The 22,046-nt window shown below is 70.6% G+C and carries 18 protein-coding genes and 3 tRNA genes; 11 read left to right on the forward strand and 10 right to left on the reverse strand.

The features are described 5' to 3' along the window. Positions 1–8 precede the first annotated feature (8 nt). The 3 genes from pgsA (at position 9) to AC1PLR_RS08345 (ending at position 2,115) form a co-directional block, all read left to right on the forward strand. A complete protein-coding gene (pgsA, locus tag AC1PLR_RS08335; RefSeq protein ID WP_010342633.1) occupies positions 9–644 on the forward strand; it encodes a CDP-diacylglycerol--glycerol-3-phosphate 3-phosphatidyltransferase in 636 nt (211 codons plus the stop codon). Between the two features lie 36 nt (positions 645–680). Beyond that, positions 681–756: transfer RNA gene (locus AC1PLR_RS08340), tRNA-Gly, on the forward strand. 366 nt (positions 757–1,122) lie between these two features. Further along, positions 1,123–2,115 carry a glycoside hydrolase family 18 protein gene (locus AC1PLR_RS08345; protein ID WP_481103241.1) on the forward strand — a complete coding sequence of 331 codons (993 nt, stop codon included), beginning with the start codon at positions 1,123–1,125 and terminating at the stop codon, positions 2,113–2,115. A gap of 197 nt (positions 2,116–2,312) precedes the next feature. Here the strand turns inward: AC1PLR_RS08345 and AC1PLR_RS08350 are convergent, their stop codons facing one another. Then, positions 2,313–3,503 carry a hypothetical protein gene (locus tag AC1PLR_RS08350; RefSeq protein WP_481103242.1) on the reverse strand — a complete coding sequence of 397 codons (1,191 nt, stop codon included), beginning with the start codon at positions 3,501–3,503 and terminating at the stop codon, positions 2,313–2,315. Positions 3,504–3,889: 386 nt separating this feature from the next. On the opposite strand from AC1PLR_RS08350, the gene AC1PLR_RS08355 reads away from it, so the two are divergent. Next, a tRNA-Cys gene (locus AC1PLR_RS08355) sits at positions 3,890–3,963 on the forward strand. Positions 3,964–4,155: 192 nt separating this feature from the next. On the opposite strand, the gene AC1PLR_RS08360 is transcribed toward AC1PLR_RS08355, so the two are convergent. Beyond that, entirely contained in the window at positions 4,156–6,318 is a 2,163-nt protein-coding gene (locus tag AC1PLR_RS08360) for a TonB-dependent siderophore receptor (RefSeq protein ID WP_481103243.1), read from the reverse strand. A 159-nt stretch (positions 6,319–6,477) separates the two neighbouring features. Continuing rightward, positions 6,478–6,873, reverse strand: coding sequence for a DUF2628 domain-containing protein (locus tag AC1PLR_RS08365; protein WP_371182565.1), 396 nt, complete (start codon positions 6,871–6,873; stop codon positions 6,478–6,480). A gap of 228 nt (positions 6,874–7,101) precedes the next feature. Here AC1PLR_RS08365 and AC1PLR_RS08370 point away from each other — a divergent pair, with 228 nt between their 5' ends. Together AC1PLR_RS08370 and AC1PLR_RS08375 are read left to right on the forward strand one after the other, a co-directional pair. Then, positions 7,102–7,569, forward strand: a complete 468-nt coding sequence (locus tag AC1PLR_RS08370; RefSeq protein WP_481103244.1) for an STY0301 family protein — start codon at positions 7,102–7,104, stop codon at positions 7,567–7,569. A 9-nt stretch (positions 7,570–7,578) separates the two neighbouring features. After that, positions 7,579–7,884 carry a hypothetical protein gene (locus AC1PLR_RS08375; RefSeq protein WP_481103245.1) on the forward strand — a complete coding sequence of 102 codons (306 nt, stop codon included), beginning with the start codon at positions 7,579–7,581 and terminating at the stop codon, positions 7,882–7,884. Between the two features lie 342 nt (positions 7,885–8,226). Here AC1PLR_RS08375 and AC1PLR_RS08380 read toward each other — a convergent pair whose 3' ends face one another. The 6 genes from AC1PLR_RS08380 to AC1PLR_RS08405 form a co-directional block, all read right to left on the reverse strand. Continuing rightward, positions 8,227–10,434 carry a hypothetical protein gene (locus AC1PLR_RS08380; RefSeq protein ID WP_481103246.1) on the reverse strand — a complete coding sequence of 736 codons (2,208 nt, stop codon included), beginning with the start codon at positions 10,432–10,434 and terminating at the stop codon, positions 8,227–8,229. Continuing rightward, entirely contained in the window at positions 10,421–11,623 is a 1,203-nt protein-coding gene (locus AC1PLR_RS08385) for a DUF3142 domain-containing protein (RefSeq protein ID WP_481103247.1), read from the reverse strand. Before AC1PLR_RS08385 ends, AC1PLR_RS08380 begins: the two co-directional genes overlap by 14 nt. A gap of 77 nt (positions 11,624–11,700) precedes the next feature. Beyond that, positions 11,701–13,371 carry a tetratricopeptide repeat protein gene (locus tag AC1PLR_RS08390; RefSeq protein WP_481103248.1) on the reverse strand — a complete coding sequence of 557 codons (1,671 nt, stop codon included), beginning with the start codon at positions 13,369–13,371 and terminating at the stop codon, positions 11,701–11,703. A 127-nt stretch (positions 13,372–13,498) separates the two neighbouring features. Beyond that, positions 13,499–16,528 carry a TonB-dependent receptor domain-containing protein gene (locus AC1PLR_RS08395; protein WP_481103249.1) on the reverse strand — a complete coding sequence of 1,010 codons (3,030 nt, stop codon included), beginning with the start codon at positions 16,526–16,528 and terminating at the stop codon, positions 13,499–13,501. Between the two features lie 73 nt (positions 16,529–16,601). After that, a complete protein-coding gene (locus AC1PLR_RS08400; protein ID WP_481103250.1) occupies positions 16,602–17,651 on the reverse strand; it encodes a FecR family protein in 1,050 nt (349 codons plus the stop codon). Continuing rightward, positions 17,632–18,204 (reverse strand): RNA polymerase sigma factor, encoded by a 573-nt coding sequence (locus AC1PLR_RS08405; protein ID WP_481103251.1) that lies wholly within the window; start codon positions 18,202–18,204, stop codon positions 17,632–17,634. Before AC1PLR_RS08405 ends, AC1PLR_RS08400 begins: the two co-directional genes overlap by 20 nt. 248 nt (positions 18,205–18,452) lie before the next feature. On the opposite strand from AC1PLR_RS08405, the gene AC1PLR_RS08410 reads away from it, so the two are divergent. The 3 genes from AC1PLR_RS08410 (at position 18,453) to AC1PLR_RS08420 (ending at position 19,787) form a co-directional block, all read left to right on the forward strand. Next, complete coding sequence (locus tag AC1PLR_RS08410; RefSeq protein ID WP_481098392.1) at positions 18,453–18,911, forward strand: hypothetical protein; 459 nt, start codon at positions 18,453–18,455, stop codon at positions 18,909–18,911. A 19-nt stretch (positions 18,912–18,930) separates the two neighbouring features. Then, positions 18,931–19,404, forward strand: coding sequence for a DUF4087 domain-containing protein (locus AC1PLR_RS08415; protein ID WP_481103252.1), 474 nt, complete (start codon positions 18,931–18,933; stop codon positions 19,402–19,404). 307 nt (positions 19,405–19,711) lie between these two features. Then, positions 19,712–19,787: transfer RNA gene (locus tag AC1PLR_RS08420), tRNA-Gly, on the forward strand. A 140-nt stretch (positions 19,788–19,927) separates the two neighbouring features. On the opposite strand, the gene AC1PLR_RS08425 is transcribed toward AC1PLR_RS08420, so the two are convergent. Then, complete coding sequence (locus AC1PLR_RS08425; RefSeq protein ID WP_371182544.1) at positions 19,928–20,722, reverse strand: helix-turn-helix domain-containing protein; 795 nt, start codon at positions 20,720–20,722, stop codon at positions 19,928–19,930. Between AC1PLR_RS08425 and AC1PLR_RS08430 the strand changes: the two genes are divergently transcribed. Both AC1PLR_RS08430 and AC1PLR_RS08435 read left to right on the forward strand, forming a co-directional pair. Next, positions 20,711–21,190 (forward strand): nuclear transport factor 2 family protein, encoded by a 480-nt coding sequence (locus AC1PLR_RS08430; RefSeq protein WP_481103253.1) that lies wholly within the window; start codon positions 20,711–20,713, stop codon positions 21,188–21,190. The two genes, AC1PLR_RS08425 and AC1PLR_RS08430, sit on opposite strands and share 12 nt — an antisense overlap. Then, positions 21,187–21,987 carry an alpha/beta fold hydrolase gene (locus tag AC1PLR_RS08435; protein ID WP_481103254.1) on the forward strand — a complete coding sequence of 267 codons (801 nt, stop codon included), beginning with the start codon at positions 21,187–21,189 and terminating at the stop codon, positions 21,985–21,987. The genes AC1PLR_RS08430 and AC1PLR_RS08435 overlap by 4 nt, the downstream gene beginning before the upstream one ends. The last annotated feature ends 59 nt before the right edge of the window (positions 21,988–22,046 follow it).

The following is a 22,046-nucleotide window of genomic DNA, read 5'->3' on the forward strand; positions in this document are numbered from 1 at the left end:
GCAGCGCAATGAAGTTGACCATCCCCACCTGGCTCACGCTGCTGCGGATCGTGATGATCCCCGTGCTGGTGCTGGTGTTCTATCTGCCGTACACCTGGACCAACTTCGCCTCGGCGGCGATCTTCGGCCTGGCCGCGTTCACCGACTGGCTGGATGGCTGGGTGGCGCGGCGCTACCACCAGTACTCCGCGTTCGGTGCGTTCCTGGATCCGGTGGCGGACAAGCTGATGGTGGCGGTGGCGCTGTTCCTGATCGTGCAGGGCCACCCGACGCCGTGGATGGCGTTCTGGGCGGCGGTGATCGTCGGCCGCGAGATCGCGGTGTCGGCGCTGCGCGAGTGGATGGCCGAGATCGGCCAGCGCGCCAAGGTGCGCGTGGCGATGATCGGCAAGATCAAGACCACCGCGCAGATGGTGGCGCTGCTGTGCCTGCTGTACTCGGTGATGCCAGACGGCTCGCCGCCGGAGAGTGTGTGGATGGGCCTGTTCGTCTTCCACGTCGGCGACTGGACCCTGGCCATCGCGGCGATCCTGACCCTGTTGTCGGGCATCCAGTACCTGCATGCGGCCTGGCCGAGCCTGCGCGACGACGAGCGCGCGGCGGTGGCGGAAAAGAACGCGAAAAAAATCGAAGGCAACGGTTGACAGGCTGCGTGGTCCCGGTAGAATTCGCGGCCTCAAGCGGGAATAGCTCAGTTGGTAGAGCGCAACCTTGCCAAGGTTGAGGTCGCGAGTTCGAGTCTCGTTTCCCGCTCCAGATCATGAAAACAGGACCTTCGGGTCCTGTTTTCGTTTTGGGCGATGCGCTGCGATGGTGGGTGGGCACGTGCACGCGGCGCGACCCTTGCGCATTGCGAGTGGGGCCTTGCCCGCTGCCGACGGTGCGGCGTCGTGTGCAACGTTTCGCCTGGACAGCGCTGCCATCGTCTGCCGCTGTTGCAGCCGCCGTGCTGCCTGTCGCTGTCATTGGGGCGCATGTCGCGCCACCTGGCGCGAGCGGTTCTCTTGCGTCCAGTTGCGTGTGCCGACGACGGTGCCTCTTCCCGCCATTCGCCTGGTCGGTGGCGCGCGAATGCTGGCGCCCTTGCACTGGCGACCGGAATGGCGGTTCCGGATCCGGATTGTGTCGACCGCCGTGACGGCAGCCTGCGGTAGCGTCGATGGCGGCTTGCAGACCGTGCAGCGGCAGTTGGCCCGGCCAGGGTGTGCGGGCAACGCGCGCGCCGGCATCGACGGTCAGGCGCCGCGCGAAGCGATGCCGTCCACTCACCTGCCACTTCAGGAGCTACCGATGACCTTCGAGATCGCGACCTGGTACGACACATGGAACGCCACGGGTGCCGACAATCTTGCGCAGGGCAAGGTCCCGCTCGGCTATGCTAGCCGTTACAACCTGGCGTTCGGCAGCTTCGTGCCGGCCGCCAGCGGCTACACGCTGGATCTGGACCAGCAATTCGCCATGCAGAATCTCGCCCAGATCAAGGCGCAGGCGCCGACGGCGGTGATCTATGCCGGTGTGGGCGACACCGGACTGGCCGAGACGGCGGCCGACAACCGCAACAACGCCAACCGTTCCACGGCCAATATCGTGACCTACCTGCAACAGCACGGTCTCGCTGGGATCAGCATCGACGCCGAAGGCGGTGGCATGCCGTTCGTCGTTGAGCTGGTCGGCCAGCTCAGCGCCAGCTTCAAGGCGGCGGGGCTGGGTATCGCGGTGTCGGTGCCATGGCCCGGCGATGGTCCGGACGGCCTGTATGGCGAGGGTGCGGTGGCGGCATTCAATCAGTACGTCGATGCCGCGGAGTTGCAGGATTATTCCTCGCTGGGCACGCCGCAGGATGCGCAGGTGTGGCTCGATGCCGGAGTCAGCGCCGGCATCCTGATGGGCGGTGTGGCCACCGAGAATGGCGATGTGCAGACCTCGCTCGAGGACACCGCCGCCTGGACCAATTACGCTTTGCAGCACGGACTGCGCGGCATGTTCAGCTGGCGGCTCGACAACGATCATGGTCTGGACGGCAAGAACGAAGACGTGCAGCCGACCTTCACCGGCGCCAAGACGATCTACGACACGGCCCAGGCGCAGTCGGGCGGTACGACCGCAGCGCGCTAGCGCGTCGCGCGTGTCGCGCCGCTTGTTCGTGCGCAGCCACGCGCCTTGCTGCAGCGAGCGCATCGCCGGCCACCGATGACCGGCGATGCGCAGGCGCAGCAGTGCCACCCAGTGCTGCTGCACCTCGCGCGCCAGCGGTGGCGACGCCGTGCGGACGTGCGCCATCGCGCAGACGACACCCGCATGCCTGCGCCGACTCAGGGCGCGGGGGAGACCGCGTGGAATCCAGCATGTCCGCAGGCGGCGTCGTAGGCATAGTCGCCCGCGGCGAGCAGGTGGCGGCCGCTGTTGATGTGCCCCGGCGGCGTCTTCAGCGGTCCGCGCCACTGCACGCTGTCCGGGGTCGCCGCCTTGCCGTCGCCGACCGCGAAGCCGTAGCCGAACACCGGCTGTCCTTTGGCGTCGACGACATCGAGTCGCAGTTGGGTGGCATCCGGCACCACGCGCGTGGCATGGCCGGCCAGTTGCACGGTCTGTTGCAGGCTGGCCGGCGTAGCGGGCGGCACCACAGGATTGAGCATCATGTAGGACACGCCGGTGTCGGGTAGTAGTTTGCCGCAGACGCGGTAGTCGCTGCCGCTGTCGGGGAAGCTGGCGCAGGCGGTGGGCGCCTGCCAGTCGCTGGGCGCGGTGGCGGTAGCCGCACCGCGCTGCAGCGGCACCAGGGCGAAACCGGTCAATGCCCGCTTGCTGACGCCCAGGGTGATGCTCTTGGCGCCGACGATGTAGCCGGGGCTCATGCGCTGCGCGCGCATCTGCGCCAGGTTGAGAAACGGATTGCGCGCGGCGTCGACGCCGCGGTCGTAGCCCACGCCCATCATGCCGAAGCCCGGCGAAATGGTGCTGCAGTCGCGCAGCACCTGCGTGGTGCTGCTCAACGCGGGGCTGCCGTTGTAGCCGGCGCAGGTGGCGGGTACCTGCGCCAGCGGCTTGGGTGGTTGGGCGATGCTGGCGACATCGCAGGTGCACTGCGCCGCCAGCACGGTGATGCGATCCACGCGCGCCGCGGCGCTCTTGCCGTCGGCGGAGACGCCGAGCCGCATCGGCACGTCCACGTACTTGCCGGGATGGTACTTGCTGTCGCTCGAGTAGAAGATGTGTCCAGGCGTGTTCGAAGCGTCCCAGGCGCTGCGCAGCGCGTCGCTCAGCGGCACCACCACGCCGGTGGAGCCGGTATCGACTTCCAGCACCTGGCTGCCGTTGCTGCGGCCATCGGCATCGCTGCCGAGCTGCACGCGCACCTGATAGGCGAATTTGGGCGTGGCCTTGGAGACCAGCGGCAGGTCCACGGTCTGCGACTGCAGCGTGCAGGTCTGCGCGGTGGCGGTGGCGGTGGCGCTCGCGGCCAGGCACAGCGCAGTGCTGCTCCAGCGTGTCCATCGGTTCATGGCGATGCCTCGGTTGGGTGTGGCGCCATGCTAGAGCGCGGCAGAACGCCGATCGCGCGCGGCGGCGTGCGATGCCGCGCTTGTCTACTGCCACCGGCATGGCGCTGTGGTGGGCATTCCAGTCGTCGTGGGGCGGCACGCGCGTGTCGTAGTGTCCGCAGTGCGCTCTTCGCAAACGCTGAGCACGCGCAGCGCAGGGTTGCCAAGCCGGGGAGCTTGGTACACAATGCAGTCCGTTGTGCGTCGGGCTGATTCAAAAACATCTTTTGAATCAACGTGTTGGACGAAAGCCGTAAGGCATTGTCCGATTCCCGCGCCATGGCCCCGGCAGCGGGGCTTTGTTTTTGTCGGCCGCCATGGGCGTTGCGGCAAGACGTCAGTCCACCGGCCTGGTGGCAGAGTGGTTATGCAGCGGACTGCAAATCCGCGTACGCCGGTTCAATTCCGACCCAGGCCTCCAGTTCGATGCAACGCAAAAGGGCCGCTTTCTGCGGCCCTTTTGCGTTGCGTCATGCGTGCATCGTTTCGTCGTCGCATCGATCCGCGTGCTTCGCCAAAACGAGCGAACGTCCTCGGACCGATCATGCGCGCGGGAGCGACCGGCGCGAATCGCGTGCGTGACGGCGCCTCCCGCCATTGCGCCGGCGCCTCCTCACCAGCGATACGTCGCCGTGGCCGTCACGCGACGCTGCTCGCCGTAGTAACAGTTGTCGTAGGCGTCGCAGTTGCTGAGGTAGGTCCTGTCGGCGAGGTTGTGCACGTTCAAGGCCAGGCTCCAGCGGTCGCGGTCGTAGCCGAGCAGTGCGTCGAGCAGGGTGAATGCCGGCACCTCGGCGCGCGCGGCGTCCAGGTCGCCGCGATTGGCGCCGGTGTAGCGCGCGCCCAGGCCGACGCGGATGCCGCTGTCGAAGCGGTAGTCGCCCCACAGCGCGGCGGCATGGCGCGAGACCGCCGACAGCGGCTTGCCCAGTTCGTCTGGATTGCTGCTGGTGGTGACGTGCACCGTCGGCGTGTAGCTGTAGGAGCCGATCAGTTGCAGACGCGGCAGCGGGTGCAGCGTCGCCTCCAGTTCCAGGCCGCGGACCAGGGTCTCGCCGGTCTGGCGCGGGACGTAGTCCGGGTCGTAGGTCAGGTAGTTGCGCCGGCGCAGGTCGAACACGGCGGCGCTGTACGACTGGGTGCCGCCGTCGGGCTGGAAACGCAGGCCGGCTTCGTACTGGCGCCCGCTTTCCGGGCGGAACGCGCGGCCGCTCAGCGGGTCGCGCGTGGCGGTCGGCACGAACGATTCGCTGTAGCTCAGGTACGGTGCCCAGCCGTTCGCGGCCACGTAGGTGAGGCCGGCGCGCTTGCTGGCCTTGCGTTCGGCGATGTCGCTGCGGCTGCCGTCCAGGCGGCTGTCGAGCCGGCTGTCGGCGCGGTCGTAGCGGGCGCCGAGGGTGAGCAGCCAGCGCTCGCGCCAGCGCACCTGGTCCTGCACGTACAGGCCGGTCTGGCTCACCGTGGCGATGCCGTCGTACCACGGCGCGGGCATTCGCACCGGGTCGCCGTAGACCGGGTGGCGGATGTCCAGCGGTGTGGTGGCGCCGCCGCTGTGGCTGACCTGGTCGATGCGCGTGCGTTGGTAGTCCAGGCCGAACAGCAGCGTGTGCTGCACGGCGCCGGCGTGCAGGCGCAGCTCGAGCTGGTTGTCCAGGTTCAGCGCGTGCACCGTTTCCCTGCTGTCCGAGGCGGTGCGGCGCAGTCGGGCGAAGTTGGCCGGGTCCAGCGGATCGGCGGGGTCGTCGATGACGAAACCGCGCCCCTGCACGCTGCGGTAGTCCACCTTCAGGCGGCCGTAGCGCGCGTTCTGGCGCAGGCGCAGCACGTCGTTGACGCGGTGTTCGAACAGCGCGGCGAGCATCGCCGTGTCCAGGTCGAAGCGGTTGTAGGTCGGGTCGCTTTCGAACAGGCGGCTGGGGAGATAGGTGCCGATCGCGGTCGGCACCAGCGATCCCACCGCCGGCCGCATGCGCAGGTACACGCCGGCGCGGGTGCGGCCGAGTTGCGAGAGCAGGGTGAGGCGGGTGGCCGCGCTGGGCGCCCAGGTCAGCGCCGGGGCCAGGAAGCGGCGGTCGTCGCGCATGCCGCCGGCCGGCAGTTCCGCCTCGCGCGCCAGGGCGGTGAGGCGGTACAGCACGCTGCCGTCCTCGCTGAGCGGCCCGGACAGGTCGCCGGCGAGTTGCCGGCGCTGGTGATCGCCGAATTGCACCTGCAGCTCGTGCAGTGGTTCGGCGGTCGGCCGCTTGCTGATCGCGTTGACCAGCCCGCCCGGGCCGCTCTGTCCGTACAGCACCGAGGCCGGGCCGCGCAGCACCTCGATGCGCTCGGCGCCATAGCGTTCGATCGGCCAGATGCCCCAGTTGCCGTTGTTGCGCAGCGGCATGCCGTCCAGGTAGAAGCCGGGCGCATAGGCATCGAAGCCGCGCAGCGAGATCCAGTCGTAGCGCGAGTCGGTGCCGTAGCGGGTGGGGATCACGCCGGGCGTATAGCTCAGCGCGTCCTTGAGCGTCTGTGCGCCCTGGGCCTGCATGCGCGCGTCGTCGATCACCGACAGCGACTGCGGCGTTTCCAGCAGGCTGGTGTCGGTCTTGGTGGCGGTGCTGCTGCGTGTGCCGGGATCGCTGCGCTCGCTGACGCGCACGGTGGGCAGGGTGGTGGCGTCTTGCGCATGCGCGGCGTGCGGGCCGGCCGTGACAAGGACGGCGATGGCGGCGGCCAGCGGTGCGACGCGGCGGGTGCGGCGCGCGAACGCCGGGCGGTAGGACATGGGCGACATCAGGCGGCTCCTTCGTTGCGATGCCTGTGCGCGACGAACGGGTCGCACAGGCGGAGGGAAGGGCTGCCTGGGCGCGGGCCTGGGTGGCGAGGGAATGATGGGTCCGCCGCCGTGGCGGCGGCGGACGCTGCGTGTGCTGGGCGTTGCGCGAGCGGGCGGTTACCAGCGGATGCCTTCGAACGGGTTCCAACTGGTGCTGCCCTTCACCCTGTCCAGATAGTAGGCGTAGTTGGCGGTCATGCCGACCAGGATCGAGTAGGCGATGCCGAAGGCCCGGGTGGCCGCGTCCGGCAGGAAGGTCAGCACGATGCCGCAGCACAGCGAGATGGCGAGCAGCATCAACGCCTTGCGCCACAGCCCGATCACGAACAGGTAGATGAAGCCGAAGAAGAAGGCGAACCAGTTCATGTTGAGGCGCAGCTTCTCCTTGAACGGCAGCGCCTTCATCGCCTCCTTGAAGCTTGCCGACTTGGGTTCGCCGTAGGTGTCGTAGAAGGTAAAGCGGAACTGCCATTTCGGGCTGTACTGGCTGTAGTCGTGGGTCGTGCTGTGCATCGGGGTTCTCTTCTTCGGGTGGTTGGGGTGGGGGAATGCGGGAGCGTCGACGCGCGCGACCGCGCCGGTCGGGCGTGGTGGTGGCGCGTTGACCTTTGGCGATGGCGTGGGCACCGTAGGCGCGGCTCCGCCGAGCTGGCTCGCCATGTTTGCGGGGAGCGCCGGGAGTGGAAGGCCAGGAGGGACGCCCTGGCCGGTCTTGATGCCGCAGTCGACCAGGAGCACGCGATGGTTCTGAAGGATATTTCCGCTACGGCCTGCCGCGCACTGCCGCTGCTCGTCGCCACGCTGTTCGCGGTGCCGGCCGCAGCCAGGCAGACGCTGCAGTGTCCCGAGCGCCTGCGTGTGGCCGAAGCGCCATTGCAGAGTCCCGACCTGCCGGCCGACGCCCGCGTCGCATTCGCCGCCGCGCCGTCGCTGCGGCTGTTCTCCAGTGGCGTCTATTCCGGGCCGCCGCGCGAAATGGCGGCGCTGGTGCCGAGCAACGAGGACACGCGCCGCCCGGGTGATGCGGGCGTGTCGATCTGGCGCTTCGATGCGCCCGACCCGCACGGTATTTACCTGGTGTGCGGCTATGGGCCCGATGGCCTGGTGCAGGTGTTGCGGCGCGTCGGCGACGTCGCGCGTTGCGAGGCGAGGCCGCTGCGTGCCAGTGGCACCGAGCCGGCCGCCGGTACCCTGTTCGTGTGCGAGTGAGGTCGCGCGATGGCAGGCGCGCGCAAGGCCGTGGCGATCACCGCGCAGGTGCTGTCCTGGAGCGGCTATGCGTTGGGCATGCTGCTGTACGCCGTGTCCGGTAGCCCGTACGCATGGGTGGACGGTCCCGATCCGCAGCTGTCCTCCGCCAGTTTCCAGCACAGCGGCAACGGGCGGCTGGTCGGCCTGTGCGTGCTGGCCGCGCTGCTGCTGGTGCAGGGCGTGCACGCGCTGCTGAGCCGCAGCCGCAGCGTGCGCCTGTGCTGCCTGGCTGCGATGGTGATCGCCTGCCTGGCCTTGTACTGCTGGAACTGAGCGCCGTCTCCAGACCGCGTGCATGCGGGACTGACGCAGGCACGCGAACGCCACGCGGCGCATGTCGCGAGCGGTGACGTCCTTGTCGCGCGTGGTGCGGTGCTGCATCGGGAGAACGGTCGTCCAGGACGGCAGAGCGGCCGGCGCCGCGTGCGCCGACGCGATTCCAGCCCGAAAGGGAAACTCCTGGTGAAGAGACGAGCGAGGGAGGGCGATCCCTACCTCGGGATTCGGGATTGGGGATTCGGGATTGGCCAGGGCGGTGTAGCGCGGGCCTGACGGTTTCGTCGGTGATGGCGGGCGGCTGCTGGCAGGCGCCTATCGCCCGACCCGGCGGTTGACTCAGCCCTTCGGCGTTTGTGTCTTCGTTTCGCGCGACTTGCGCCGCACGCGCCGACGCACAAGCCAGGCCGCCGCGGTCAGCAGCGCCAGCCCGGCCGCGCCCAGGGCGACGCGATGCGTGTGCACGAACTGGCGCATGGCCTGACCGCGCTCGCTCCACATGCGCCGCCGCGCGCCTTCGAAATCCGGCGTCTCGCAGGCGCCCACGCCGAACACATAGGCCTTGCCAGGTACCGGGTTGAGTGCGCCGTGCGCGACATAGCGCTGGTAGGAGCGGCGCGCCTGCGCCGGGTCTAGGGTGATGAGCCAGTCGGTGGCCTGGCACAGCACCGCGGCGTAGGCCTGGCTGCGTGCGGGCAGGTCGTCGGCGGCGCGATCGGCCAGGGCGGCGGCGATCCAGCGGTAGTGGTAGCGGCGGTAGGGCAGGGCGGCGGTGGCGGTCCAGCGCTGCGCTTCGGCGGCGGTGAGCAGTCCGCCTGGGCGCAGCTGTGCGTGCGAGGTCGCTTCGGCGTAGTTGCCGGCGTAGATCCGGTTGTCCGGCCCCAACTCATAGCCCAGCAGTTCCATACCCTGGCGGCGCGCGATCAAGGCGGCCTGGTAATGGCCCTCGGCGCGGCCGATGCCGGTCCAGGCGGATGCGGCCTGCCGCCGTGCATCGCGGTAACGGCGTGCCGCCTCGCGCAGTTCGGCCTGGGCGAAGTAGGGTAGTGCCGCGTCGTAGCGGCCGTCGCGCATCAGCCGGCGCGCCAGCAGTTCGCGCAGTTTCAGCGCCGGTGTCCGCTCCCAGTACTCCGGTGCAGCGTCTGCGGCGGTCGGCGGCGCAGCGGGGACGTGGCGATCCACGTAGTCCTGCAGTTCCTGCACGGTGAGCACGCGCTCGGCGACCGCGGCGGCGTCTTCCCAGTAGAGGTCGCCGCTGCGGTACAGCTGTGCGAACGCGTCGACGTAGCTGCCGCGTTGCAGGGCCAGGATCGCCGCTTCGCCCTCGATGCGGCACTGCGGTTTGACCGTCTCGTTGTTCCAGTCGCCGTTGCGGCGGGTGCCCCAGTCTTCGTTCGGCGGGAAGCGCCGGGATGCCTGCGCATAGGCCTGGGCGGCGCGCGCCGCGTCGCCGTCGCGCAGCGCCATCTTCGCGCGCAGCCACCAGGCCAGGCCGCTGTCGTCGGCATGCGCGAGCAGGCGCGCGGTGGCAGGGTAATCGCCCTGGCGATAGGCCAACGCCGCCAGCCGGTCGGCATCTTCCACCGGGTCGCGCTGCGCCTGTTCGAGCAGGCGCAGGAAGCGCGCCGAGGACAGGGTGCTGCCGGTCTCGGGGTCGAACGCGGTGGTGTCGCTGAGCAGTTTGGCGATCAGCAGCCGTCGCACCGCCTGTTGCTGCAGCAGCGGTGCCAGTTCGGCATCGCTGCGGCGGGCGAGGTCGGCGGCCACCTGCTTGAGCGAACTCATGCCGGTGTCAGAGCCTTGCGCCGCCTGCACCGCGTACAGACCGATCGCGCCGTTCCAGTCGCCGCTGGCGAGCAGTAGGCGCGCCTCCTCGCCGAGGCTGGCGATGCCCAGCTCCAGCGGGTCGTCGAACCCGGCCAGGCGCAGCGCACGGGTCTGCTGGAAGGCCTGCCGCGCCTGCTGTCGGTACGCCTGCCGCTGCGCCAGCGCATCGCCGGCCAACGCGCCGTCGGCGGCCAGCGCCAGGCTGCGCCCCAGCGAGTAGGCGGCCCAGGTGCTGCGCGTGCGGCGCTGCGCTTCGGGCAGGGCCAGCACCTGGCGGAAATAGTCCGCCGCCTGCGGATAATGCCCCTGCGCGAATGCGACCGCGCCGGCGGTGTACAGGCGCAGTTCCGGCGGCAGGTCGATCCCTTCGCGCTCGACGCGCTGCGCGTCGTCCAGCGCGCGGAGGTGTTCGATCCGGGCGAACCGCGCAGCGCCCAGTTGCGTGCGTTCGACGGCATCGCGCTGCTGCGGGAACTGCGCGCCGGCGTCCCAGTAGCGCGGCAGGGTCGCTGCGCTGGCGCGGCCGAGGCCGTCGATCGGCGCACCCAGGCGTTGCACCTCGCGGGCGAAGCTGCCTTCCGGCAACTGCGCCAGCGCGCCGGCGCGGTCGTCGAGCAGACGGTAGGGGAAGTCCGGGCCGCAGGCGCGGGCGCGGCCCAGCGGCAGCAGGATCAGCGCGACGGCGAGCGCGGCGGCGCGCCGGGAATCACGGCAGGACATCGATGGCACCTGTGTGCAGGCTGCGGCAGCGGACCCAGCCAAGTGCCCGGCGTTCGCCGGCGGCCAGGGACGAGGAAGCGGTGGTGCGGTCGAAGCGGGGCCCCTGCTCCGGCAGGTGCAGCCGGTAATCGCCCAGGGCGTCGCCGGCCTCGCAGGTGCTGCCGTGCAGGACCACGCGCCGCGGCAGCGCAGCCGCGGCGGTGCCGTGGTTGGCCAGGATCAGGTCGTAGACCGGGCCGCTGCCGCTGGCGTGTACCTGCACCGCCGCCTGCAAGGGACGCCCGTGCACCACCGCCTGCAGCGTCGCCAGCGACCAGGCGCGGCGATCGCCCGGCAGCGGCAGGCGGAACCAGACGATGCCGGCCAGGTGCGGCGGGCGGTGCGCGTGCAGCGCCTCGACGAAGACGGCCAGCTGCTGTGGCGACACGCGCAATTCGTGGCGCGTGCCGCGTGCCGACAGCGGCGCTTCGCTTTCGATCAGCGGCGTGGCGTCGGTATCGGCATCGGCGTTGTCGACCAGGGCCACGCCGTAGGCCGGCAGGGCCAGCCAGAACGGCCTGGCGCTGCGCTGGGCGTAGCGGTCGGCCGAGTGTCGCGCCTGCACCGGATCGAACAGGCCCGCCGCGGGCGCGTCCACCGCATGCACCTGCAGCACCGAACTGTCGACCGTGCGCAACAGCGGCGCCAGCGCCGGGCTGTCCAGCCAGGCGGGCAGGGCGGTGATGCTCAGCGCCAGATCGGTCGGCAGCGCGCCGCGCAGCTGCCGCAGCAGCACGGCGTAGGCGGGCAGGCGCGCGGTGGCGCAATCGTGGTCGATCTCCACGCCGCGCAGCGCCACGCCGGCCGCGCGCCAGCGGCGCACCAACTGCAGGACCTCTGTGTCGATCCGCGCCGCGTCCAGTGCCGGCAATTGCCCGTCCAGCCGCACCACCGCGATCACCGGGCGGCCATCGGCGGCGAGCTGCCGCAGATCCACCGCGGCGCGGCCCCAGCCGGCGCGCGGGTGCGCCTGCAGCGCCAGCACGCGCAGCGCTGCGAAGTCCGCGCGGGTCTGCGCCAGCGCCACTGCGTGCGCGGCGCTCCACTGCCGTTGCCAGACGTAGACCTGCTGCTCCAGCGGTGCCGGTGGCGACGCCGCGCAGCCGCCAAGCAGCAGGCTCAGCCCGAGGAGCGCGTGGCGCAGCGACACGGCGGCCGGGTCAGGACACGCGCGGCCACTGCCCCGTCGGGCGGGCAGTGTGCGAAGCGTGGCTCATGCGCCGGCCATCACGAGAACAGCCCGAACAGCCGCTTCTTCGGCTTGGCCGCCAGTTGCTGGGCCAGGTCGTAGCTCTCGCGCACGTCCGCGCGCTCGTGCAGCGCCAGCGAGCGCTCGAAGGCGGCGACCGATGCGGGATAGGCGCCGAGGTTCATGTGGCAATTGGCTTCCATCATGTACAGCTGCGCCGCCGAGCCGGGGTCGGCCTGCAACAGGTCGTCGTCGAGCAGGGCGCGCGCCGCGTCGCAGGCCGGCAGTGCGCTGCGATAGTCCTTGAGCACGTAATGGCAGTTGGCCTGGTAGTAGTGCGTGTAGAAGTCGTCCATGCCGTCGCGCTGCACGGCGAGGAAGTCCTGCAATGCGGCCTTGGCGTCCGGCAGATAGTACAGCAGCAGGTAGCCGCGCCCGTGCCGCGCGCGCTTGCGTGCCTGCGCGTCCTGCTGCTGCGTGGCCTGGGCGATCAAGGCGCCGTAGGCGTCGACCGCGGCCGGGTACGCGCGGGCCTCGCCGAGTGCGCTGGCATGCACGAACAGCGTGTCCAGGTCGTGCGGATTCGCCTGCGCGGCCGCCTGCGACAGGTCGGTGTCGACCTGCTGCGGCTGCAGCCGGCCCAGCGCCCGCGCCGCGGTGAGGCGGTGGTGCGCCTGCACCAGCGCGTACAGGCGCAGCAGGTCCGGATCGGCCTGGGCGTCGTTGGGCAGCGCCTCGAACGCCTCCTGCGCCGCATCGGCGATTTCCAGCACGTCGGCATGGCGGCCGACGCGGTTGAGATGGCTGCACGCCGCCTGCGCGCAATCCAGGAACAGCGGCGTATCCAGGTCGTAGTCCAGCATCAGGGTCAGCGCCAGCTCCGCCGCCTCGGCGTGCATGCCCTGCTGGCGATAGGCCGTGCGCAGGTTCTGGTACAGGAACTGGAACTGGCTGTGGCGCAGGCCTTCCTCGAGGATGGCCTGCGCCTGCGCGTACAGCCCGCGGTCCAGGTACAGCAGGCCGAGGTTGTTGCAGCACATCGCGAAGCTGTGGGTGTCGGTGTTGCAGGTCGCTGCATCGCCCAACTCCAGCGCCTGCCGAAACAGCGTGGTGCCGTGCTCGTAGAGTGCGAACTGCACGGCGTCGACGTAGCCGGCGTCGGCCGGATCCATCCCCGCGTGCTTCCATTTGCCGATGGACACGCCGGCGCCGTAGTAGTGGCAGGCGTGACGGTCGCGGAAATCCAGCTGCAGCAGCTGAGGCGATTGCCCGGTAGGCAGCGCTTCCATCTCGAACAGACGGACCTGCAGATCCACCTGTGGCTGCAGCGCATGCGCCGTGCGGTAGGCGTCGATCGCGGCGGCGGGTTCGTCCAGCCAGTAGTGCGCGCTGCCGAGCAGGCGATGCGCCTCGGCGTTGTGCGGGGCCAGGCCGATCGCGCGCTCGGCCCAGGCGGCGACGGTGCGCAAGGCCTGCTCGCGGTCGCTGCCGAAGTGTTCGCTGCGGTCCAGGTAGACCAGGCACTTCAGCCGCCACGGCGCCGCCTCGCCGGGCGCGGCCTGGATCCGCGCATCGCAGCGCTGCATCAGCAGATCGAGGTCGCACGCCTGCAGATGGTTGAGCACGGTGGTGCCGGACCACAGCGTGTACAGGCCCTCGAGGTCGTCCTGGTGGAGGGCGGCCATGCCGCGTTGGATCAGGGTCTGCATGCAGCGGATGCTCCGGAACAGGGCGGTGCGGGAACCGGCAGCCGCGCGCGGCAGCGTCTCCCGCGGGGGACGTCGCGGTAGATAGACGAGCCAGTCGCGTCTTTCCCTACCGTGCCGCCCCGCGCGACTAGGGCGCCGCCGCCCCGAAGCGCCGGGTGTACTGCACGAACAGCTGGCGGCCGACGGTGTCGAACCAGGACATGTCGTAGAACGGATACACCGTGGCGCTGCGATCGCGTGGCGGCATCGCATCCAGCAGGTTGGTCGCGGCCAGCGAGAGCGTGCTGCGCGCGTCGAGCCGGCATTCCACGGTGGCGTTGACGCGGTAGCTGGCGCCGATCCAGGGCGATCGTCCGCTGCCGGGATCGTAGCGGCCGAAGGCCGATTCCCAACTGGGCAGGCGCCCCAGCCGTTGCGCATGCAGGGTCGCCGACCAGGCCTGGCGCGACCAGCGCAGGCTGGCGTTGGCCTTGGTGCGCGGCATGTCGACCCCGCTGTTTACCGCGAATGCGTCCTGCATCGGCTCGCCGGCGTAGAGCTGGGTGCGGTACTGGCGGACCCAGGTGTAGGCCAGCGACACGTCGAACGTCCCGACGCGCGTCTCGCGTTGCCCGTGCAGCAGCGCATCGATGCCGCTGGTGGTGGTGCGCGCCAGGTTCATCGGTGCGAGCGCGACGGCGTAGAGCCGGCCGTCGGCGCTGCGGACCACGCGGGCGATGCTCTGCTGGCAGGCGGGCGAGGCGAGCGGGCGGCGGCCCAGGCGGCAGTCGGCTTCGTCGCGCAGCGCGCGGTCGGCGGACAGATCCTGCACCTGGTCGCGCAGATCGATGGCGAAGTAATCCAGGCTCAGGTCCAGCCCCTGCCGCGGCGACCACACCAGCCCGGCCGTCCAGGAACGGCTGGTCTCCGGCTTCAGGTCCAGGTTGCCGCGGCGCCGGCGCAGCAGCGGTTCGCTGTCGAAGCGGCAATCGGCCGCGGCCACGGCGGCGTCTTCGCGGGCGCAACGGACATAGTCCGTGCCCACGCTTTCGTCGATGCCCTCGCCGGCGTACAGGTAGTGCAGGTCGGGCGCGCGGAACGCCAGGCCCTGCGAGGCGCGCAGCAGCAGGCGGTCGCTCGGTCGCCACTCCAGGCCACTGCTCCAGGTGAAACGGCCGATCTGGCGGCCGGAATAGGCATAGCGGTCGTAGCGCACCGCGCTGTCGATGGTCAGCGGCTCCAGCAGCGGCAGGCGCAGTTCCGTGGCCAGCGCCCAGCGCCGACGCTGGCCGGCGCCGTCGGCGTCGCGCCAGCTGTAGTAGTAGGACTGGGTCGCCAGCGGGTCGGGGTGCAGGGCGTAGGCCTGCGCGCCGACCTCGGCGGTGAGGGCGAGGCCGGCATCGCCGCCGCGCAGGCCGACCAGTGCCGGTTGGCGCAGGGTCAGCGCGGCCGCGTCGATCCGCGTTTGCGGTCGGTAGGTGGTGCGTGCGGCGATCGCGGCGTACTCGGCCGGCGTCAGCGCGGTGTACAGCCGTGCGGGGTCGGCATCGAACATCGGATCGCCCGAGCCCGGGTCCACGCCGACCTGCTCGCCGAGGAACAGGGCGTTGGCACGCGCGGCGACGATCTGCGGCCAGGTGGTGCGCAGGCGCGCCTGGGAGTGGCTCAGCACCGCCTCGTAGGACCAATCGCCGCTGCCGAGCGCGCCCTCGACGCCGGTGGCCACGCTGAGCCGCTGCTGCCGGTTGTGGACCATGCCCACGTCCAGCCCGCCCATTTCCTCCGGGGCGAACTGCCGGCTCCAGTACTCCACCTGGGCGGTGCGGCGGTTGTAGAAATAGCCTTCCTCGTTGCCGTCCGGGCGCATGTAGGCCCAGCCCGGTACGTCGCGCATCAGCGCGATGTCCTGCTGGCCCACCTGCACGTCGGCGAACCACTCGGCACGCGTGCCCAGCGCGCGGTGCAGCGTGGCATAGGCATCGACGCTGCGGCGGCGGTGCAGCACGGTGCCGTAGCCGATGGCGCGACGGCTGCCGCAGTAGTAGCCGGGCAGGCCGCCGCCGCCTTCGCCGTCGCGCGCGCTGTAGCCGGTGTCGTGATCGTTGAGCGACGCCAGCCGCGCACAGGCCGCCGCGCCCGGATCGAGATACACGTCGTTGGCATCGGTGCGCAGGAACGCGCGCCGCGGCGCCGCCGCGCGCGCGGTGGGGGCGTCGCTGCTGGAATCCTGGCGGGCACGCTGATATGCCCACAGCGGCTGTTGCAGATTCACCTCGACGCTGACCAGGCCGGACAGCGCCTCGCTGGAGAAGCCGTGGGTGAGGCTGGCCTGCAGCGTGCGTGCGTCGCCGCGGCTGCTCTGGCCGACGCGGGCGTCCACGGTGGTGCCGTCGGCGTCGCGCTTGAGCAGGATGTTGATCACCCCGGCGATCGCGTCGGAGCCGTAGATCGCCGAGGCGCTGCCGCTCAGCACCTCGATGCGCTCGACCATGGCCAGCGGGATGCTCGCCACGTCGACGAAGTTGCTGCGGCCGTTGAACGGCAGCGGGAAATCGGCCACGCGACGGCCGTTGATCAGTACCAGGGTGTGGTTCGGGCCCAGCCCGCGCAGGCTCACCTGTTCGGCGCCCGGCGTGTAGTCGGCGCCGCTGGCCGATTGCTGGCTCTGAGTCTCGCCGTCGTTCTGGGTCAGTGCGCGCAGCACGTCCGGCAGGCGCTGGAAGCCGTTGGCGCGGATCTGCCCGGCATCGATCGCCGTCACCGGCGCCGGCCCCTCCAGTTGCGCGCGCGGGATGCGCGAGCCGGTCACCTGCAGCGTGGCGAGTTGCGCCGTCGCCGCGGCAGCGGGTGGCGCAGGCGCCGGTGCGGCGACCGCGGCCATGCGCCGCAGCACCAGATCGCTGCCCTCGCGCCGGGCCTGCAGGCCGGTGCCCTGCAGCAGCGCGTCCAGTGCCTGCAGCGGATCGGCGATGTCGTGCACCCCGCGGGTGGACAGGTCGCGGACCAGCTCGGGCCGATACAGCAGTTGCAGGCCCGCCTGCCGCGCCAGCGCGTTCAGTGCCGGCGCTAACGGCCCGGCCGGGATGTCGAAGCCGCCTGGCTGCGCGATCGCCGCGGCGGCTGCCGTGGCGAGCAACGCGCCCCACGTCAGTCTCCGCTGGATCGAGCGATGCGACATCTCCATCTCCTGGTGGTGCGACGGAACGGGGCGGGCGGCGCGGCGCAGCACGGCGCGGCTGCGGCTGCGGCGGCTAACGACGGTGCAGGATCACCGCTTCCGCATGCGCTTCCATGCGGACCGGATACTCGCGTTCCAGCAGCCGCGCGAAGCCCTCCAGGTCGTTCCAGCGGATGCTGCCGCTGATCCGCAGCGCCTGCAGCGCCGGATCGGCCAGCACCAGCGGCCGCCGGTTGAAGCGGTTGATCTCGGCCACCGCCTGCGGCAACGCCACGTCGTCGAAACTGAGGTAGCCCTGGCGCCAGTCCAGTTGCCGCTCCGCCTCGGCGATGCTGCTGCGCTGCACGCGCGCGCCCTGCGCATCCGCCGTGGCGATGCTGCCGGCCGGCAGCAGCACGGCCTGCGTGCGGTCCATGGCGTCGGTCTCCTCCATGCGCACCATGCCTTCGGTCACCACCACGCGCAGCGCATCGTGGTCCTGGCGCACGTCGAAGCGGGTGCCGACCGCGACCACGCGACGCACGCCGCTCTGCACCACGAACGGTCGCGTCGGATCCTTGCGGACCGCGAAGAACGCCTCGCCTCGCTGCAGCACCACCCGGCGCGCCTGCGGCCCGATGCTGGCCTCGAGCAGGCTGTCGCTGCTCAGCGTCGCCTGTGAGCCATCGGCGAGGGTGACGGTGCGCAGTTCGCCGATCTCGGTGCGGTAGGCCTGGGCCATCGGCATCCCGGGCGCCAGGCGAAGATACAGCCCGGCGGCGACCGCGACGCTGGCCGCAGCCCCGAGCGCGGCCAGCAGCCATCCGCGGCGACGGGAGGCGGCGCGCGGTCGCATAGCGCCCGTGCGCGGCGTGGCTGGTGGCGGAAGCGACGGTCCCGGCGTCACCGTCAGGCCCGTGCTCAGGCCGCGCGGCGCCGGGTGACCCGCGGGAATGCCGGCGCCCAGCGCGCGCAGGCGCGCGGCCTCGTTCCAGGCCACGTCCAGGCGCAGGAATGCGACCCGGTGCGCGGTGGACGCATCCAGCCACGCGTCAAGTTCGGCCTGGTCCGCCTCACGCCAGTTGCCGCTTTCGCGCCGCGTCAGCCACTGTGCGGCCAGCGCTTCAATCGCCCAGCTTTCCATCTTGCGGTTCCTGCAGCACGACGGGCATCGGCGCGGCGGTCACCACCGCGCCATGGAAATGATCGGCGAGCAGGCGCACGCCCTTGGCCATGTGTTTCTCGACGGTCTTCTCGCTGATCCCCAGGCGCACCGCCACCTCCTTCTGCGAAAGTTCCTCCACCCGCCGCAGCCAGATCACCTCGCGGCAGCGGTCCGGCAGCCGGTCCAGGGCATGGGCCAGCCGTGCCAGCACCTGGCGGCCGCCGAGCCAGCGTTCCGGCGAGCGTTCGTCCACCAGGACGTTCAGGTCGTCCGGATTCCCCACCGCCTCGATGGAGACGATACGGCTGCGCCGCACCCGGTCGGTCATCAGGTTGCGCGCGGTGGCGAACAGGAACGCCTGCGGCGTGTCCGGCAAGGCGCGCCGCGCCGCTTCGTAGACGCGCGTGTAGACCTCCTGGCGCAGATCGTGGATCTCCTGCGGATGCGGCCAGCAGCGCATCAGGTAGGCGATGAGCGCCGACTCGTGGGCGAGGATGTGCTGGGCGAACCAGCGGTCCAGTTCATTCGCCATGGCATCGCTCCATGCAGGCCCGCCGCGCACGCGCACGGCGGCGCAGGCGCTGGGCGTGCGCGTCGCGGCGCGGGGGGGGCGGTGCTGCCAGGGAACCGCCGCAGCGGCAAAGCAGGGTGCGTCCTGTCACTGTGCTACTCCTCGGTCCGCTGCCATGGGGGAAGCGGCGGTCTGCTTCGTCTATTCCAGCACGGGCCGAGGCGATCGGCCCGGTCACTCCATCTAGTTTCCCACCAAGGACCCGGCCAATGCACCTGCTGTCCCGTTTGCGTCACCACACCTTCGCCCTCCTGCTGTGCGCGCTGCCGCTGGCTGGCGCCACCACCAGCGCATCCGCCGAGCCGGCGCGGCCGGAGGTTGCCAAGCAAGTCAAGGCCTACGCCTCGGCCGATGGCGTGAAAGTGTCGACGCTGCGCTACGGCCCGCGTGAGCGCCAGCAGGCGCTGATCCAGGTCATCGACGCGGACAGCGCCATCGACGGCAGGATCCTGCTCGCCAGCACGCGCAGCACCGACAGGGACACGCGCTACACCGTGCAGCTCGACGGCCGCCCCTACGTGCTGCTGATCGTCAGCGAGGCCACGGGCGAGTTGTACGTGCCGGGCACGCCGAAGCCGACCTCGGTGCGCTACGACGCCGATCTGTCGGCGCAGAGCAATCCGGAGCACTACCTGACGGACTACCAGGAGCAGGGGAACGGGCGCTGACGCGCTGCGGCGTTCCGGCATGCCGGCACAGGTCGTTTTTGCGATGATGCCGGCCTCGCCATTCGCGCCTGACCTCATGCCCCCAACGCGCCCCGTCCTGCAGTGCATGCGCGTCATCGGCGCGGCCTTGGTCGCCGCGCTGAGCCTGGGCGCTGTAGCACAGGCGATGCCGCCTGCGCAGACCGTCACCCGCTGCGGCTGGTTCGACAATCCCACGCCAGGCAATGCCACGCTCGTGGACAAGGACGGCGAATGGACGGTCGGCCAGCAGGGCGGGCACCAGGCCGAGGGCACGTGGCCGACGTTTCCGTCGCCGCGCTGGGTGGCGACCGGCACAGGCAGTGCAGGTTATGGCTGCGCCTGCCTCAAGGTGCGCGCACGTGACGACACCCAGGAAGTCACCACGATCGTGGCGGCCACGGCGCAGCCCTTGAAGACCTGCCGACAGGACAAGGCGCTGCAGGGCAGGGAGCCGGAGAATCCGCTGAAGTAGCGCCCCGGTTGCGTGGCCGGTTGCCGGTGCGCTGCCATCAGGGGACGCGTTGCCGCCGAGAATGCGTTCCGATTCAGCGAGGCGGCCATGCCCGACCGAACCTCGCGATGGTCACCGTTCGCTGCGTTCAGGATCGGACGGCCGCGGTTGCGTGTCGCGCCGGCCGGCCGGTCCGCACCAACGCTGCAGAACCGCGAGTGGAAAGGCCGAATCGCGGCCTGGCACGCCGCCGGCCGGCGGCGGACATTTTTTTGCAACGAAGGGCTAGCGCACCTCCAGGGAGGCGTGTAGAATGCGCGGCTCCCAAGCGGGAATAGCTCAGTTGGTAGAGCGCAACCTTGCCAAGGTTGAGGTCGCGAGTTCGAGTCTCGTTTCCCGCTCCAGATTGCGTCACATGCCTCTTGCGAGGCGGGTGAAACCCCGAAAAAGGAGCTGCGGCTCCTTTTTTCGTTTCCGCGATCCGTCTTTTCCCTGAGAGCGCCAGATCCGGCCTCGCTGCCGGCGCTGCGCGCTGCGCCTTCGCTCACGCAAGCGAGCCGGCGAGGAGCGCCTGTCTGGTCGCGTCGTCGGCGGGGTAGAAGCATTCCAGCGTCAGCTCCGCCAGGGTCACGTCCGTTGCGGTACCGAAGACCGTGGTGGTGGAGAGAAACGACAGGATGCTCCCGCTGGCTCCGCTGCGGATCGAGAGCGGCACCGCAATCCGCGCGGCAGCGCCGTGCGGGCGATCGCTGGCCGGACAGGGGAAGCCGTTGAGTTCGGCATGCAGCCTTTCGAGCTCGGGATCGGCCGATCGGTCGATGTCGAGGCGAAGCCGGGCCAGCAGATGGTGCCGCCATTCGGCGAGGTTGGCGATGCGCGGCGCCAGGCCATCGGGGTGCAGGGTCGCGCGCAGCACGTTGACGGGCGCCGCCAGCAGCGCCGGATCGATGCCGACCAGCATCGCGGCCGCTGCGTCGTTGGCGCGTACCAGGTTCCAGTGACGGTCGAGCGCGAGTGCAGGAAACGGGGCGTGAGCGCGCAGCACCGCGTCGACGGCCGCCAGCGCGGCCGCCATGTCGGGCGCGTCGAGGGCGCGTTCGCCATGCACGGGCGCATAGCCTGCGGCGTGCAGCAGCCGGTTCTGTTCCCTGAGCGGCATCGCCAGTGATTCGGCCAGGCGCAGCAGCAGGTCGCGGCTGGGCGCCGCCCGCCCGCTCTCGACGAAGCTCAGATGGCGCGTGGACACCTCTGCCGCGCAGGCCAGATCGAGTTGGCTGAGCCGACGCCTGGCCCGCCAGTCGCGCAGCACGTCGCCCACGGTGATCGCGTGTGTCGTCATGTCCTCATCCTAGCGACCTGCGGCGGTGGGGCCATTACCTGCGAGGTAATCGCGTCGTCGGATCGGCATCGGCATGCTCGGCCCATCAACGACGAGGAGATGGCGATGAACGACCCGGACACGCTGGCACGTGCCTATCTTGCGCTATGGAACGATGCCGATGCGGCCTCGCGCGACCGGCGCTTGGCGGACGGCTGGACCCCCGATGCCTGCTACGCCGATCCGATGATGACCGGCGCCTGCCATGACGGCATCGCCGCGATGATCGCGGCTGCCCGCGCACAGGTTCCCGGCCACCGATTCGCGCTGCGCGGCACGCCCGATGCGCACGGCGCCTTCGTACGCTTTTCCTGGACGCTGTCGCCCGAACACGGCGCGCCGATCGCCGCCGGCACCGATATCGCCCGACTCGCAGCGGACGGGCGCATCGCCGAAGTCAGCGGCTTTCTCGACAAGGACAGCGCATGACGCCGGCCTTCATCCCGCGTGGCGATGGTCATGCGCTGTTCGTGCGCGACTGGGGCGAGGGTCCGCCTGTGGTTTTGCTGGCGGGCTGGGCGATGGACGGTCGGATCTGGGGCGACACCATGCTCCATCTCAACGCCGCCGGCCTGCGCACCATCGCGTACGACCGCAATGGCCACGGACGCTCGACCGACCGTCCCGACTACGGCTACGACGCGCTCGCCGACGACCTGGCCGCCGTGCTGGAGACGCTCGATCTGGAGGGCGTCACGCTGGTGGCGCATTCGGGGGCGGGCGGCGAGGCGATCCGCTATCTCGCGCGCCACGGTCGTAGACGGATCGCGCGATTGATCCTTGTCGGGGCGACCGGTCCGCGGGTCGTCGGCAACAGCGGGATCACCCCGGCGATGGTGGATGCCTTGTGCGCGCAGCTCGCCTCCGACCTGTCGGGCTGGATCGACGCCAATATCGCGCCCTTCGCGCCAGGTTCATCGGACCGCGTCAACGCGTGGATGGCCGCCATGGTGCTGGACTGCTCGCGCCGCGCCGTGGTCGCGTTCCAGCGCACCATCGCGCTGAGCGATCTCTCGGCGGAGGCCGCCGCGCTCACGTTGCCGGTCACCCTCCTGCATGGCGATCGCGACGTGTCCGCGCCGCTCGATGCCAGTGGCCGTGTCTATGCGGCGATCATCCCGGGCGCCGAACTGATCGTCTACGAAGGCGTGGCGCACGGCGTGATGGTGACGCATGCGGCCCGGCTTGCCGGCGATATCGTGCGGCGGGTGAAGTCCTGCGCATGAGCTGCGGGTCGAGGGCGAACGCGACGGCGCCGATCGTGTCGCCGAAGTGCAGATAGTGG

Source organism: Xanthomonas sp. NCPPB 3570, from assembly GCF_056725115.1.